This window comes from Blastococcus sp. PRF04-17 (assembly GCF_023016265.1).
GTDB lineage: Bacteria > Actinomycetota > Actinomycetes > Mycobacteriales > Geodermatophilaceae > Blastococcus_B.
Genome location: NZ_CP095412.1, coordinates 1236722 through 1250162 on the forward strand (window position 1 = coordinate 1236722; position 13441 = coordinate 1250162).

General features: G+C 74.2%; 16 protein-coding genes, 2 pseudogenes and 1 riboswitch. Of the genes and pseudogenes, 7 read left to right on the forward strand and 11 right to left on the reverse strand.

What is annotated here, in order from left to right:
• Nucleotides 1–7 precede the first annotated feature (7 nt).
• The 3 genes from MVA48_RS06215 to MVA48_RS06225 are packed head-to-tail and all read right to left on the reverse strand — an operon-like array spanning nt 8 to nt 2834.
• Nucleotides 8–817 carry an ABC transporter permease gene (locus MVA48_RS06215; RefSeq protein ID WP_246986915.1) on the reverse strand — a complete coding sequence of 270 codons (810 nt, stop codon included), beginning with the start codon at nt 815–817 and terminating at the stop codon, nt 8–10.
• The gene (locus MVA48_RS06220; RefSeq protein ID WP_246986917.1) at nt 814–1728 is read right to left on the reverse strand and encodes an ABC transporter ATP-binding protein; all 915 of its coding nucleotides are present in this window, start codon (nt 1726–1728) and stop codon (nt 814–816) included. The genes MVA48_RS06215 and MVA48_RS06220 overlap by 4 nt, the downstream gene beginning before the upstream one ends.
• On the reverse strand, nt 1725–2834 hold the full coding sequence (locus tag MVA48_RS06225; RefSeq protein ID WP_246986919.1) for a LolA family protein: 1110 nt from the start codon (nt 2832–2834) through the stop codon (nt 1725–1727). The genes MVA48_RS06220 and MVA48_RS06225 overlap by 4 nt, the downstream gene beginning before the upstream one ends.
• 90 nt (nt 2835–2924) lie before the next feature.
• On the opposite strand from MVA48_RS06225, the gene MVA48_RS06230 reads away from it, so the two are divergent.
• A complete protein-coding gene (locus MVA48_RS06230) occupies nt 2925–3344 on the forward strand; it encodes a cupin domain-containing protein (protein WP_246986921.1) in 420 nt (139 codons plus the stop codon).
• Nucleotides 3345–3422: 78 nt separating this feature from the next.
• On the opposite strand, the gene MVA48_RS06235 is transcribed toward MVA48_RS06230, so the two are convergent.
• The 4 genes from MVA48_RS06235 to MVA48_RS06245 form a co-directional block, all read right to left on the reverse strand.
• Nucleotides 3423–3620 carry a hypothetical protein gene (locus tag MVA48_RS06235; RefSeq protein ID WP_246986923.1) on the reverse strand — a complete coding sequence of 66 codons (198 nt, stop codon included), beginning with the start codon at nt 3618–3620 and terminating at the stop codon, nt 3423–3425.
• A gap of 12 nt (nt 3621–3632) precedes the next feature.
• Nucleotides 3633–4385 carry an HNH endonuclease signature motif containing protein gene (locus tag MVA48_RS24000; protein WP_371821223.1) on the reverse strand — a complete coding sequence of 251 codons (753 nt, stop codon included), beginning with the start codon at nt 4383–4385 and terminating at the stop codon, nt 3633–3635.
• Nucleotides 4283–4864, reverse strand: a complete 582-nt coding sequence (locus MVA48_RS24005; protein WP_371821197.1) for a hypothetical protein — start codon at nt 4862–4864, stop codon at nt 4283–4285. Before MVA48_RS24005 ends, MVA48_RS24000 begins: the two co-directional genes overlap by 103 nt.
• A 74-nt stretch (nt 4865–4938) precedes the next feature.
• On the reverse strand, nt 4939–5463 hold the full coding sequence (locus MVA48_RS06245) for a hypothetical protein (protein WP_246986925.1): 525 nt from the start codon (nt 5461–5463) through the stop codon (nt 4939–4941).
• Between the two features lie 31 nt (nt 5464–5494).
• Here MVA48_RS06245 and MVA48_RS06250 point away from each other — a divergent pair, with 31 nt between their 5' ends.
• A complete protein-coding gene (locus tag MVA48_RS06250; RefSeq protein WP_246986927.1) occupies nt 5495–6127 on the forward strand; it encodes a hypothetical protein in 633 nt (210 codons plus the stop codon).
• Here the strand turns inward: MVA48_RS06250 and metF are convergent.
• Nucleotides 6117–7019: a methylenetetrahydrofolate reductase [NAD(P)H] gene (gene metF, locus MVA48_RS06255; protein ID WP_246986929.1), complete on the reverse strand. Its 903-nt coding sequence runs from the start codon at nt 7017–7019 to the stop codon at nt 6117–6119. The two genes, MVA48_RS06250 and metF, sit on opposite strands and share 11 nt — an antisense overlap.
• 201 nt (nt 7020–7220) lie before the next feature.
• Between metF and MVA48_RS06260 the strand changes: the two genes are divergently transcribed.
• The 4 genes and pseudogenes from MVA48_RS06260 (at nt 7221) to MVA48_RS06275 (ending at nt 10755) form a co-directional block, all read left to right on the forward strand.
• Complete coding sequence (locus MVA48_RS06260) at nt 7221–8342, forward strand: polyprenyl synthetase family protein (RefSeq protein WP_246986931.1); 1122 nt, start codon at nt 7221–7223, stop codon at nt 8340–8342.
• Nucleotide 8343: 1 nt separating this feature from the next.
• Nucleotides 8344–8841: an FAD-dependent oxidoreductase gene (locus tag MVA48_RS06265; RefSeq protein ID WP_246986933.1), complete on the forward strand. Its 498-nt coding sequence runs from the start codon at nt 8344–8346 to the stop codon at nt 8839–8841.
• A 23-nt stretch (nt 8842–8864) separates the two neighbouring features.
• Nucleotides 8865–9731 (forward strand): annotated as a pseudogene (locus tag MVA48_RS06270) (FAD-dependent oxidoreductase); the annotation flags it as partial.
• Between the two features lie 97 nt (nt 9732–9828).
• Nucleotides 9829–10755, forward strand: a complete 927-nt coding sequence (locus MVA48_RS06275) for a phytoene/squalene synthase family protein (RefSeq protein ID WP_246986935.1) — start codon at nt 9829–9831, stop codon at nt 10753–10755.
• On the opposite strand, the pseudogene MVA48_RS24010 reads toward MVA48_RS06275, so the two are convergent.
• From MVA48_RS24010 to MVA48_RS06290, 3 genes and pseudogenes are all read right to left on the reverse strand, one after another.
• Nucleotides 10752–11039: pseudogene (locus tag MVA48_RS24010) on the reverse strand (hypothetical protein); the annotation flags it as partial. The gene MVA48_RS06275 and the pseudogene MVA48_RS24010 overlap by 4 nt on opposite strands.
• Entirely contained in the window at nt 10958–11302 is a 345-nt protein-coding gene (locus tag MVA48_RS06285; protein WP_246986937.1) for a lycopene cyclase domain-containing protein, read from the reverse strand. The pseudogene MVA48_RS24010 and the gene MVA48_RS06285, both read right to left, overlap by 82 nt.
• A 55-nt stretch (nt 11303–11357) precedes the next feature.
• A complete protein-coding gene (locus tag MVA48_RS06290) occupies nt 11358–11681 on the reverse strand; it encodes an Rv2175c family DNA-binding protein (protein ID WP_246986939.1) in 324 nt (107 codons plus the stop codon).
• Between the two features lie 65 nt (nt 11682–11746).
• Nucleotides 11747–11832, forward strand: a riboswitch (ZMP/ZTP riboswitch).
• A 26-nt stretch (nt 11833–11858) separates the two neighbouring features.
• On the opposite strand from MVA48_RS06290, the gene MVA48_RS06295 reads away from it, so the two are divergent.
• The gene (locus tag MVA48_RS06295) at nt 11859–13328 is read left to right on the forward strand and encodes a glycine hydroxymethyltransferase (RefSeq protein ID WP_246986941.1); all 1470 of its coding nucleotides are present in this window, start codon (nt 11859–11861) and stop codon (nt 13326–13328) included.
• The last annotated feature ends 113 nt before the right edge of the window (nt 13329–13441 follow it).

The window sequence follows — 13441 nt, forward strand, 5'->3', positions numbered from 1 at the left end:
CGGGGGCCTAGCTCGTCACGTCCTTGGTGGTGAAGTTCGCCCACGCGGCGGCGAGCAGGACGCCGACGTAGACCGCCTGCAGCGCGATGCCGCGGGTGATGTCCCGCCAGAGGATCGGGTCGCGGAACAGGTCGACGAAGGCCAGCCAGTAGCGGGTCGGCAGGTAGGGCGCGATCGGCGAGGCGGCGTCCAGGGTGAACAGCAGGGACGACGTCACGAGCACGGCCAGCGCTCCCATCGTCGCGCCCAGCGGCGAGTCGGTGAGCGTGGAGAAGAACAGCGCGAACGCCGCGACGCCGAGCATCGACACGGCCACGTAGCCGATCGCGAGCAGCGTCCGGCCGCCGATCTCCTCCGGGGTGAGGGAGGTGCCCGACACCGAGGTGCCGGCGATCGGTTCCGCCTCGAACATCGTCGTCCCCACCAGGTAGCCGACGGCCGCGACGACCGCGACGGTGACGAGCACGAACGCGAGGACGGCGACCAGCTTGGCCACGAGCAGCTGCGTGCGGCCGGCGGGGCGGGCGAGCAGGTAGCGCAGGGTGCCGGCCTGCGCCTCGCCGGCGATGGCGTCGCCGGCCACGACGGCGACGGCGATCGGCAGGAACAGCGGCAGCACGACCGCCAGCGCGGCCAGCGGGTAGAGCGTCCCGTTGGCGAGGACGGCGGAGAGGAACGGCGGTCCCTCGCCCGGCCGCGGCGCCAGATCGGTGAGGACCAGGAGGACGGCGACGAGCACCGGCAGCGCGTTGAGGACGGCGATCGTCGCCCAGGTGCGTGGGCGCCGGAACATCTTGCGCAGCTCGACGAGGATCACCGGTCGACCCGGTCCGTGCTCGCGCCGGCCGCGGCGAGCACGACCTCCTCGAGGGTGGGCCGCTCCAGGCCCAGCCCGTGCACCGGCACCCCGGCGGCGACGAGGAGGGCGTTCACCTCGGCCGGGTCGCCGCCGCGCACGACGACCCGCTCGCCGTCGATCGAGGTGACCCGCCCGTCGAGCGTCGCCCGCACGCGGTCGGGCGCGGAGGTACGGACGATCGTCGAGCCGGTCGGCGCGGTGAGCGTCGCCAGCCGGTCCTGGAGGACCAGCCGGCCGCGGTCGAGGACGCCGACCCGCGTGCACAGCTGCTCCACCTCGGCGAGCAGGTGGCTGGAGAGGAAGACGGTGGTGCCGCCGCGGTGCAGGTCGAGCAGCAGCTCGCGGATCTCGGTGATGCCCTGCGGGTCCAGGCCGTTGGTCGGCTCGTCGAGGACCAGCAGCTCCGGCCGGCGCAGGAGGGCGCCGGCCAGCCCGAGGCGCTGGCGCATGCCGAGCGAGTAGTTCTTGACCGGGCGGCGGCCCGCCCCGCCCAAGCCGACCTGGTCGAGGGCCTCGGCGATGCGGCGGCGCCGGGTGCGCCAGGGGCCGCCGCGGCCCGACGCGTCCAGCAGCGAGAGGTTCTCCGCGCCCGAGAGGTGCCCGTAGTGCGCCGGTCCCTCGATCAGCGCGCCCACCCGTGGCAGGACGCGGCGGCCGGCCCGTGGCATGGACTGACCCAGCAGCTCGATGCTGCCGCTGGTCGGCAGCACCAGCCCGAGGAGCATGCGCACCGTGGTCGTCTTGCCCGAGCCGTTGGCGCCGAGGAACCCGTAGACGTCGCCCTCGCGCACGTCGAGGTCGATGCCGTCGACGGCCCGGAGCCGCCCGTAGCGCTTGACCAGGTCGGCCGTGGCGATGACGGCGGTCATCGGGCGGCCGCCAGCTCGGGCAGCTCTGCGGCGGCGGCCGCGAGCGCGTCGGGGGTGACCGTGCCGGTCAGGACGTATGGGCCCTCGCCCGACGGCTGGACGACCATAAGGGACACCGGCCCGGCCGCGATGCGGGTGCCGAGCTCGTCGGTGACCGCCTCCGGGCTGCGAGCCAGCGTCGCGCGCAGCCCGTTGGCCAGCCGGAACGGCACGGGGGCCACGGCCAGCAGCGTGACGCCGCGGCCGTAGAGCCCGATACCGGGCGGCACGCCCGCCAACTGCCGGCGGTCGAGGCCGGCCAGCTGCGCCGGCAGCGCGACCGGGCGGATGCGCCGGCCGGCCTCCAGGACCACGTCCGCTTGCTGTCCCTGCCGGACCCACGCCGCCGGAGGCGGGGTGAACCCGGTGACCTCCGATGGCGGGACCGCCACCTCGAGGTCGAGGAACCTGGTGTCGAGCGCGGGCCGCTCCGCCTCCTTGGCGAACACCTCGACCTGCAGCGGGATGCCGCTGTCGGGGTCGACCCAGACGTCGACCCGCTCGACCGACGTAGCCTCCTCGGCCGGGGTGAGCCGGACCCCGAGCGCGTCGCGGCCGGCGACGGTCCGGGCACCGATCCGGGCGAGCTCGCCGTCGGTCGCCTCGGAGAGCAGTCGTCGGCCGAGCGCGTTCGGCAGGAGGTCCGGCGGGGCGGGCAGGTCCAGCGGGCGGAGCGACGACCGGGTGGCGGTGGCGGCCTCGTACTCCCAGGTCCAGGTGCCCGTCGCGTCGCGGTGGGTGCCGGTCTCCCCCGCCGCGGTGACGACGTCGACGCGGTTGTCCAGCGGCCCGCGCCACCAGATGCGCATCGTCGTCCGGTCGCTGAACAGGTCGGCGACGGAGGTGAGCTGGTCGGTCACCGGCAGGGACAGGCCACCGGCCGAGACCGCGTAGCCGGAGAAGCCGACCGCGTCGCTGGCCAGCACCGCGGCCCGCAGCTCGGCGGCGGGCACGTCAGCGTCGGAGGCGGGCAGCGCGCCGATGACCGGCGGCAGCGCCACGAGGACGGCGGCCAGCGCTCCCACGGCGGCCCAGCGGAGCCCCGCCCCGCGTCCTCGTGCCGCCACGTCGGCCACGGTACGTGCGGATCCCGGACGACGATCCCGGTGTTCTAAGGCGTTGTGCCGAGCCTGTGCCGCGGTGCAGGCTGCGGCCGCATGACGACCACACCGGACTGCCGGATCATCCGGCCCGAGCACGGCTACGAGGGCAGGACGGGGCTGGCCTACGGCGCCGGGGTGTCCGCCGAGTCCGCGGGCGCCACCGGGTTGTGCCTGCACACGCTGGTCGTCCCGCCGGGCGGCCGCGGCACGGCGCACCTGCACGAGCACCACGAGTCGGCGATCTACGTGATCTCGGGCGAGGGCGAGATGTGGTGGGGCGAGGGGCTCGCCCAGCACGCCTACGTGAACTCCGGCGACTTCGTCTACATCCCGGCCGGCGTCCCGCACCTGCCGGCCAATTGCAGCGCCAACGCACCGCTGACCGCGGTCGTCGCCCGCACGGATCCGAACGAGCAGGAGAGCGTGGTGCTGCTGCCCGAGCTCGACGCCCTCGCGATCAGCCCGGGGCCATGACCAGGCAGCAGAGCACCAGCAGCAGCGCTACGGGCGTCATGACCAGCCGCTCCGGCCGGCTGCGCGACGCCGCCTTCATCAGGACGCCGAGGCCGAAGCGTTGACGGCGTAGATCACGACCGAGATCGCGCTCCCGATGCGGTACCCGGTCGGCAGCACGCGGTGCCCGCCGCCCCACGCCAGGCGCCCCCACGGCCGGCCGAGGACCAGCCCGATCTGGAAGACGGCGAGCGCGCCGAGCAGCACGGAGACGACCACGGCCGCGGTCATGATCACGGTCGAAGGCTGTCACACGCGGAGCGGTTGGCCGATGAGGATCTCGGTGCCGTCGGGGCGGTAGGTGCGCCATCGGCCGTCGGGTGGTCGTTCGACGCGGAAGCCGTGGTGGACCTTGGTGTGGTGGCGTTCGCAGAGCAGGGCGGAGTTCTCGAGGTTGGTGTCGCCGCCGTCGGCCCAGTGCACGAGGTGGTGGACATCGCACCAGTGGGTGGGGGCGCCGCAGCCGGCGAACACGCAGGACCGGTCGCGGTGCTCGACGGCGCGCCGCAGCGCCCTGGGCACGACCCGGTGGCTCCGGCCGTAGTCCAGCGGGGCGCCGTCGGGACCGAACACGATCCGGGTGATGTCGCCGTCACAGGCCAGCATGCGGGCCCGCGCGGCGGAGATCAGCGCGCCGAACCCCATCCGGCCCGCGGCCGGACCGGTCGCCGGGTCGACCAGGTCGTCGATGTCGATGGTGACCGCGACCTGCGGTTTGGCGGTGCGCAGGATCGGCAGGTCGCCGGCGGCCAGGGCGTTGTCGGCCAGCTGGACCAGCGCGTCGGCCTGCTGCTGGGCGCGGGAGCGGCCGTCGCCGAGCGGCCGGTTGGCCTGCACGATCGACTCCAGCGCCGCCTGCACCCGCTCCCCGGCCACGGCGTCGAGCTCGAACCGGCCGCTCACCGAACCGTCGGCATGCTGGACGATCGACAGCGACCGCCCCTCGGTGGGGTCCGGCTCCGGGCCGTCGGGATCGAGGTGGGCCAGGTAGCGCTGCACCACCTGGGCGAGTTCGCCGGGCTGCTGGGAGGCGGCGACCTCGGCCAGCACCCGGTCCACCCCGGCGAGGTCGACGCCGGCCGCTGCGGCGGCGGCCACGTGCTCGGGACGGGTGATCGGGCGATGACCGCAACGGCGTCGGCGGTGATCGCGCCGGCGGCGAAGCCCGCGGCCACCGCGGGCAGCAGCTCCAGCGCCCGGCCGGTGCGCACCAGCTGACCGGCGGCCGCCGGGGCGAGCAGGGCGTGCCCGCGCAGCCAGGACTGCATGGTCTTCTTCCCGTCGTGCTCGGCCGCCTGGGTCAGCTCGCCCTCCCGCACGTGGCGGGTCAGCTGCGCGGTCAGCCGGTTCGACGCCCGCACCAGCCGGCCGAGCCGTTCGAGCACCTGGGGCCCGAACATGCCCTTCAGGTCCTGGGCGGCCAGGGCGTCGAGGTCGGCCTCCAGCGCCGCCAGCACATCACCCGAACCGTCCGAACACACGTACGAAGAATACCGGTCCCAGCCCGGTCCCGCAGCGCGAATCCCCAGGTCAGCAGCTTGTCCACAGATTCCGGTCAGCTCGTGCGCCGGCGAACCGGCCACCCCTCTACGCCCGGCCCGAAGTCCCACTCGTGGAGGTCTTCCTCCGCCTGCTCCACAACCTCCAAGATCTCGGTGAGGCCGTAGATGCCGATGCCACTACCGACCGCGTCCGCGACCAGGGACGTCGTCCCGGTCGAGTCGGGGGAATCGTCGAGGTAGTGAACCAGGGTGGCCAGCCCCCCGGACCCCTCCCCCGCCGGGTCCGCCAACCGGACCAGCGAGCCGGGCCGAGGAAGCCCTGGGGGCGGTGTCCCCATCCGGTCCGCGAACACCCAGTGCACCGTGTCGCCGTGGACGCCGTACTCGAGCCGCTCGCCGGGGTACCACACCACCCACGTCGGCCCGGTGATGTCGCGCCGGCCCCCGTCCAGGTCACGCACCCACATCCGTCCGGACAGAAGGATCAGCAACACCTTCTGCGACAGCCGCCGTGCAGTGACCGGCAGCCGGGTCGCGGCACTGAGGCTCACGTCGTCACCGAACTCCTCGATGTGCATGCCGACATCACACACCGGGCAGACCAGGACCATGGCAACGATCAGTGACGCCGTCGTCGTCGACGTCCTCCGCCGGGTCGACCGGCTGACCGCTCCCCTGGTGCGGCGGCTCGGCCGCCCGCCGGCGCTGCCCCCGGCCGAGCGCGACGCGTGGTGGGCCGACCAGGTCTCCCGCATCGCGGCGGGTGTCTCCGCCGCACCGCGCTTCGCCGGCAAGCTCGCCGACCTGCTCCCCCTGCAGAACACGGTCGGCACCGCGGTCCAGTCGGTGGTCGTCCTCGGGGTGGCGAACGAGCACGACGTGAAGGACCCCGCCGAGCGCATCTCCCTGCTCAGCCGCGTGCTCCTGCGCCGGGAGCTCACCCCCGCGCAGGTCGAGCCGCTGCTCGAGCGGGCCAAGGGCACATACCGGGAAGAGGCCCTGGGCGCCCGCGAGCAGCGGGGCGGCGTCCGCGGCACCGCGCGCACGATCTGGCGGGTCGCCGGCCTCCTCGGCCGCATCGACGACGCGCTCGACGCCCGGCCGAAGGGCAAGCGCCGCCACCGGTTCCTGTCCAACTTCCCGGTCGTCGGCGTGGCGGGTGGCTACCTGGCCGAACGCGAGGGGCTGCGTCGCGCGGCAGCCCTGGCCGCCGCCGCGCTGGAGGACGAGGTCAGGGGGTAGCCGGTGCCCCGACGAGGTTCGCGTAGACCTCGCGGGTCGCCGTCGACCTGTTCATCGTGATGAAGTGGATGCCGGGCACGCCTTCGTCGAGCAGCGTCCGGCAGAGCTCGGTGGCCACCTGCACGCCGTAGGCGCGGACGGCGGCCTTGGCCTCCGGGGTGTCACCGTCGAGCTCGGCGAACCGGTCGGCGAGCTCGGCCGGGAAGGCCTGACCTGACAGCTGCACGATCCGGGTGATCTGCCGCGCGTTGGTCACCGGCATGACCCCGGCGATGATCGGCACGTCGCAGGCGCGCTCGGCGACCCGGTCGCGCAGCCGCAGGTAGTCCTCGGCCCGGAAGAACATCTGGGTGATCGCGAAGTCCGCCCCGGCGCGGCACTTGTTCACGAACATCTCGACGTCGGAGTCGAAGTCCGGCGAGCGCGGGTGCCGTTCCGGGAACGCCGCGACGCCGACCGAGAAGTCCCCCATCGACTTGATCAGCTCGACCAGCTCCGAGGCGTACTGCAGGCCCTCGGGGTGGGCGATCCACTCCGCCTGGGGGTCGGCGCCGGGCGGGTCGCCGCGCAGCGCCAGGAGGTTGCGGACGCCGACGGCGGCCAGCCGGCTCACCACGTGCCGCAGCTCGGCGATGCTGTGGTCCACGGCGGTCAGGTGCGCCATCGGCGTCATGGTCGTCTCGGTGGCGATCCGTTCGGTGACCGAGACGGTGCCCTCCCGGGTCGAGCCGCCCGCGCCGTAGGTCACCGACACGAACGAGGGACGCAGCCGCTCGAGCTCGCGGAGGGCCTGCCACAGCGGCGCCTCGGCCTCGGGGGTCTTCGGCGGGAAGAACTCGAACGACCAGGTCGGCCGGTTCTCGGCGAGGAGCTCACGAACGGTCGGGTTCACGGGCACCGAGGGTACGGCCGCGCAACCCGCCCCCGCGGTCGACAGCAGGGGTGAGTTTTCTCCCGTGGGTGCATCCGCCCCGTCGTCCTCGCCGGAAGCACCGGCCGAGACCCCACGGAGAGGACGGACCGGATGAACGGCACCCCGATGGCTGACCTGCTCCGCCGATCGCGCCCCGCCGGGTTGGGCGATACTGAGCCGGTGACGGCCGGAGCGCAGCAGCGCCAGACCAGTCCCCCCTCGCCCGCCAGCGCCGACGTCGACCGGGTGCGTGCCGCCGTCTCCGCCGCCCTGACCGAGTTCCTCGACCGCCAGCGCACGTACCTGTCGGGGATGGACCCCATCCTCACCACGCTCGTGGACGAGGTGTGCGCGGTCGCCGGGGGCGGCAAGCGGCTCCGCCCGCTGTTCGCCTACTGGGGGTGGCGCGGCGCGCGCGACACCGGCCCCGGTGCCGGCGAGGACGACGCCGCCGTGCTGCGCGCCGTCGCGGCGCTGGAGTTCGTGCACGCCAGCGCGCTCGTGCACGACGACGTCATGGACGGCGCACAGACCCGCCGTGGCCGCCCCGCCACCCACGTCGGCTTCGCGGCACGGCACGCCGACGGCGACCTCAACGGCGACGGCGACCTCTTCGGCACCGGCGCGGCGATCCTGATCGGCGACCTCGCCCTCGTCTGGTCCGACGAGATGCTCCGCTGCTCCGGCATCTCCGAGGCCGCGCTCAGCCGCGCCCGCGCGGTCTGGGACACCATGCGCACCGAGGTCACCGCCGGCCAGTACCTCGATCTGCTGCGCGCCGCGGGCGGGCTGCCCGGGCCGGAGGGCGCCCTGAAGGTGGCCCGGTACAAGAGCGCCGGGTACACGGTGCAGCGCCCCCTGCAGCTCGGCGCCGCCATCGCCGGCGCCGGTCCGCGGGTGATCGAGGCGTGCACCGAGATCGGGGTCCCGCTCGGCGAGGCGTTCCAGCTGCGCGACGACGTCCTCGGCGTGTTCGGTGACCCGGAGGTGACCGGCAAGTCTGCCGACGACGACCTGCGGGAGGGCAAGCAGACCCTGCTGGTCGCGCTCGCGGAGGAGGCCACCGACGACGCGGGACGCGCGCTCATGGGCCGGTTGCTGGGCAATTCCGAGGCCGGCACCGAGGACTTCGACGCCCTCCGCGCGCTCATCCGGCGGACCGGCGCGCGGGACCTGGTCGAGCGGCGGATCACCGAGCAGACCGAGCTCGCCCGCCGCGCCATCGGCGAGGCCCCTCTGTCCGACGACGCCCGGGCCGCGCTGGACGCCCTCGCCGTCGCAGCCACCACCCGCACCGCCTGACGTGCGCACCGTTCCCGGACGCACGGACCGGATCGTCGTCGTCGGCGCCGGCCTGGCCGGCCTCGCCGCGGCGTTGCGGCTGCGCGGCGCCGGACGCGAGGTGACGGTGGTCGAGCGCGGCCCCGGCCCCGGTGGCCGCGCCGGCCGCGTCGAGCGGGCCGGCTACGCGCTGGACACCGGACCGTCGGTGTTCACCGCGCCGGAGCTGCTGGCCGACACGTTCGCGGCGGTCGGCGAGAAGCTCGACGAGCGACTCACGCTGCTGCCGCTGGAGACGACCTACCGGGCGCAGTTCGCCGACGGCTCGCACCTCGACGTGCACGCCGATCCCGACCGGTTCGCCCGCGGGGTCGCCGAGCTCGCCGGTCCGGCCGAGGCCGACAACCTGCGGCGCTACCTCGTCGACCTCGCCGAGCTCTACCGGCTGCAGCTGTCGACGTTCATCGACCGCAACCTGGACTCCCCCTGGACCTGCTCGGTCCCGAGCTGCTCTCGCTGATCCGGAGGCGCGGCTTCGGCCGGCTGTCGCGCCACGTGGAGCGGGCCTTCAGCGACGACCGGCTCCGCCGCCTGTTCAGCTTCCAGGCGCTCTACGCCGGGGTCTCGCCGTTCCGCGCGATCGCCGCCTACGCCGTCATCGCCCAGCTCGACATCGGCGCCGGCGTCTGGCACCCACAGGGTGGGATCGCCGCCGTCCCCCGGGCGCTGGCCGCCGCGGCGGCCGACGCCGGCGTCGTCCTCCGCTACGGGACGTCGGCCGAGCTGGAGGTCAGCGGCACCCGCGTCACCGGCCTGCGGACGGCGGACGGCGACCGGCTGCCTGCGGACGCCGTGGTGGTGACCAGCGACGCGCCGTGGACGGCCGTGCCGGGTCTGCGTGCCCCCCGGCGGCCCGTGTACTCGCCGTCCTGCGTCGCCCTGCACCTCGGCGTGCGCGCCGAGCTGCCCGGCCAGGCGCACCACACCATCAGCTTCGGCGCCGCGTGGCAGCAGGTCTTCGACGAGCTCACGCGGGACGGGCGGCCCATGAGCGACCCCAGCCTGCTGGTGAGCATGCCCAGCCGCACCGACCGGAGCCTGGCCACCGAAGGCGGGCAGGTCCTCAGCATCGTCGCGCCGACGCCCAACCTCGACCGGCGCAGTGGCGGCAACCCCGACATCGACTGGGCGGGGCTCGGCCCCCGCTATCGCGACGAGCTGCTGACCACCCTGGAGGCCCGGGGCTGGACCGGGCTGACCGGCGCGATCGAGGTCGAGGAGATGGCCACGCCGGTGGACTGGGCCGCCCAGGGCATGGCCGCGGGCACCCCGTTCGCGCTGGCGCACACCTTCGCGCAGACCGGCCCGTTCCGGCCCTCCACCCTTCCCCGCCGGGGTCCGGAGAACGTCGTCCTGGCCGGCTCGTCGGTGCAGCCGGGGGTGGGGGTGCCGATGGTGCTGATCAGCGGCGGCTGGCGGCCGAGCGGATCACGGGACCGGTCGGCCGATGAGCGACCGGTCGCAGCAGCTCGCCGCCGCCTACGCGCACTGCGCCTCGATCGCCGCGCAGCACGGCAAGAGCTACCACCTGGCCACGCGCCTGCTCACGCCCGACCGGCGACCGGCGGTGCACGCCCTCTACGCCGCGGCGCGTACGGCCGACGACCTGGTCGACCTGCCCGGCGCCGATCCGGCCGGCGACCTGGCCGCGTGGTCGCGCGCGGTCCTCACCGACCTCGAGGCCGGCTGGTCCGACGACCCGGTCCGGCTCGCCCTCGTGCACACCTACCGCCGCCACGACATCCCCGTCGAGCACCTAGTGGACTTCCTCGCCGCGATGACCAGCGATCTCACCGTCGACTCCTACGCCGACATGGCCGCGCTGGACCGCTACATGTGGGGGTCGGCGGCGGTCATCGGGCTCCAGGTGCTGCCCGTGCTCGGGACGGCGCCGGGGGTGCAGCGCAAGGAGGCCGAGCCGTACGCCATCGCGCTCGGCGAGGCGTTCCAGCTCACCAACTTCCTCAGGGACGTCGCCGAGGACGTCGACCGCGGCCGTGTCTACCTGCCGGCCGACGTGATGGCGGCACACGGCGTCACGCGCGACCAGCTGGCGCAGCGGCGGCACGACGCCCGGTTCGAAGGGCTGATGCGGGAGATGGTCGCCGTCGTCCGCCGCCGCTACGACGACGCCGCCCCGGGCACGACGCTGCTCGCCCCGGAGTCCCGCGCCTGCGTGCGGGCCGCGACCGACCTGTACGGCGGGATCCTGACCGAGATCGAGCGGACCGGCTACCGGGTGCTCGACGGCCGGGTGCGGGTGTCCAGGCCGCGGCGTCTGGCCGTGTTCGCCCGCCGGTTGACCGCCGCCCAGCTGGCCAGGGTCAGGGTGACCATGGCGAACCCGAAGAGCAGGTCCTCGACCGGGGCGTAGGCGACGCGGGGACCCCAGATGGTGTCCGGGTCGTAGGTGACCACACGCAGGCCGGTCAGGACGCCGTTCATCAGCAGCTGGAAGAACACGATGATCGCGTAGGCCACCCAGAAGACGCGGCGGGTCACCATCCGGGTCCGGTACACGGCCAGGTCGACCACCAGGACGCCGACCACGGCGGCCACCGCGAGGGTCGAGTAGCTCACGTCTCCGCCTCGTGCGCGGGATAGCCCGCGTCCCACCCGGTCACGCGGCGGACCGCCTCCAGTGCCAGCACCGCGCACAGCGGCACCACGACGAAGAACAGCACCTCCTCGACCGGGATGCCGCCGGGCAGCCGGACCCCGAGGGTGAGCTCGCCGGAGTAGTCCCAGTGCCCCTGCGCGATCGCGTAGAGCACCCACCCGACGAACACGACGAACTCGGGCAGCACCGCCAGGAGCAGCCGCCGCCAGCGGGCGTAGACCCGCACGCGCAGCACCAGTTCCAGCGGCGCCGTGACGACGAGGCACCCGGCGAGCAGCGCGAGATAGGTCAGGTTCCCCACGACGTCAGCTTCCGGCCGGACGCGCCGGCTGGATGCACGGGACCAGCCGGAGAGGTCACAGGGCGAGGGCCTGCGCCCGGCGGGTCACCTCGGTGTGCCGGTTGTCGCGCAGCGCCTGCACCGGGGTGCCGGGCAGCGAGTCGTCCTCCCGGAAGAGCCAGTCGAAGGCCTCCTGGTCGGTGAACCCGCCGTCGGCGAGCACGGTGAGCAGGCCGGGCAGGTGCTTGAGGATGGCGCCGTCCTGCACGAAGTCGGCCGGGATCCTGCCGTTGCCGCTGCCCGGTACGGCCATGAGCTTGCGGTCGCGCAGCAGCTGGCGGACCCGGTTCGGCGAGGTGCCCAGCAGCTGGGCGACCTCTGCGGGGGTGAGCGTGTCCATAGGCCGCCCAGCCTATTGCGCTCGCCGGACCCCGCTCGACCGTGTCCGCCGGCCAGGTTAACCTGCCCCGGGGCCGTGACTGGCGCGTCGAGGTGGATCACCACCGGGGAGCGGCCCGCAGCACCACCCGCCGTGCGCCTGGGCACCTCCCCGACACCTCTCGCGCAGGAGCCCGCAGTGACCGGATCCGTTCCCACCCACAGCTTCGACGCGGCGCTCGCCTCGGCCGCCTACCGGAACGCCCTGCAGGTCATCGGTGCCGTCGAGCCCCGCGTGGCCGACGCGATCGGCGCCGAGCTGGCCGATCAGCGGGCGTCGCTGAAGCTGATCGCGAGCGAGAACTACGCCAGCCCCGCCGTCCTGCTGACCATGGGCAACTGGTTCAGCGACAAGTACGCCGAGGGCACCGTGGGCCACCGGTTCTACGCCGGCTGCCAGAACGTGGACACGGTCGAGGGCCTCGCGGCCGAGCATGCCCGCGCGCTGTTCGGCGCGCCGTACGCCTACGTGCAGCCGCACTCGGGCATCGACGCCAACGTGGTCGCCTTCTGGGCGGTGCTCGCCCAGAGGGTGGAGCTGCCCAGCCTGGAGAAGGCGGGGGTCCGCCACGTCAACGAGCTCACCGACGACGACTGGACGACGCTGCGCCGGGCGCTGGGCGACCAGCGGATGCTCGGCATGTCCCTGGACGCCGGCGGCCACCTCACGCACGGCTTCCGCCCCAACATCAGCGGCAAGATGTTCGAGCAGTCCTCCTACGGCACCGACCCGTCGACCGGCCTGCTGGACTACGACGCCGTCCGCGCGCGGGCCCGGGAGTTCCGGCCGCTGATCCTCATGGCCGGTTACTCGGCCTATCCGCGCCGGGTGAACTTCGCCACCATGCGCGAGATCGCCGACGAGGTCGGCGCGACGCTGGTCGTGGACATGGCGCACTTCGCCGGCCTCGTCGCCGGCAAGGTGTTCTCCGGCGACTTCGACCCGGTTCCGCACGCGCACGTCGTCACCAGCACCAGCCACAAGTCGCTGCGCGGCCCGCGCGGTGGGTTCGTCCTGGCCCAGCCGGAGTTCTCCGACGCCGTCGACCGCGGTTGCCCGATGGTGCTGGGGGGTCCCCTCCCGCACGTGATGGCGGCCAAGGCCGTCGCGTTCGCCGAGGCGCGGCAGCCCGCGTTCGCCGAGTACGCGCAGGCAGTCGTCGACAACGCCGTCACCCTGGCCGAGGGCCTGGCGAAACGAGGCGTGACCGTCGTGACCGGCGGCACCGAGAACCACCTCGTGCTGCTCGACGTCAGCAGCTTCGGCCTGACCGGCCGGCAGGCGGAGTCCGCGCTGCTGGACGCCGGGATCGTCACCAACCGCAACGCCGTCCCCTCCGACCCGAACGGCGCCTGGTACACCTCCGGCGTCCGCATCGGGACACCGGCCCTCACCACGCGCGGGTTCGGGGCGGACGAGTTCGACCGGGTCGCCGAGCTGATCGCCGACGTCCTGGGCGGCACCACCCCGACGACGACGTCGGCCGGTGAGCCGTCCAAGGCCAAGTACACCCTCGCCGACGGCCTGGCCGGGCGGACCGCGGCCGCCGCCGGCGAGCTGCTGGCCGGGTACCCGCTCTACCCCGGGCTCGACGTCAGCGGGCAGTGACCGGCGGGCAGTGACCGGACAGTGACCGGACAGTGACCGACGCCACCTGAGGGAGCGGCGGTTCATCTGTACCAGGGGCCACGGCGGTCCCCTGCACCGCGTGGTTGGCCGAT

What these genes read in the sequence shown, in the direction of transcription:
- MVA48_RS06220 (WP_246986917.1), bottom strand. Translation starts at nt 1,728, where the DNA reads ATGACCGCCGTCATCGCCACGGCCGACCTGGTCAAGCGCTACGGGCGG.
- MVA48_RS06230 (WP_246986921.1), top strand. Translation starts at nt 2,925, where the DNA reads ATGACGACCACACCGGACTGCCGGATCATCCGGCCCGAGCACGGCTAC.
- MVA48_RS06245 (WP_246986925.1), bottom strand. Translation starts at nt 5,463, where the DNA reads ATGCACATCGAGGAGTTCGGTGACGACGTGAGCCTCAGTGCCGCGACC.
- MVA48_RS06250 (WP_246986927.1), top strand. Translation starts at nt 5,495, where the DNA reads ATGGCAACGATCAGTGACGCCGTCGTCGTCGACGTCCTCCGCCGGGTC.
- MVA48_RS06275 (WP_246986935.1), top strand. Translation starts at nt 9,829, where the DNA reads ATGAGCGACCGGTCGCAGCAGCTCGCCGCCGCCTACGCGCACTGCGCC.
- MVA48_RS06290 (WP_246986939.1), bottom strand. Translation starts at nt 11,681, where the DNA reads ATGGACACGCTCACCCCCGCAGAGGTCGCCCAGCTGCTGGGCACCTCG.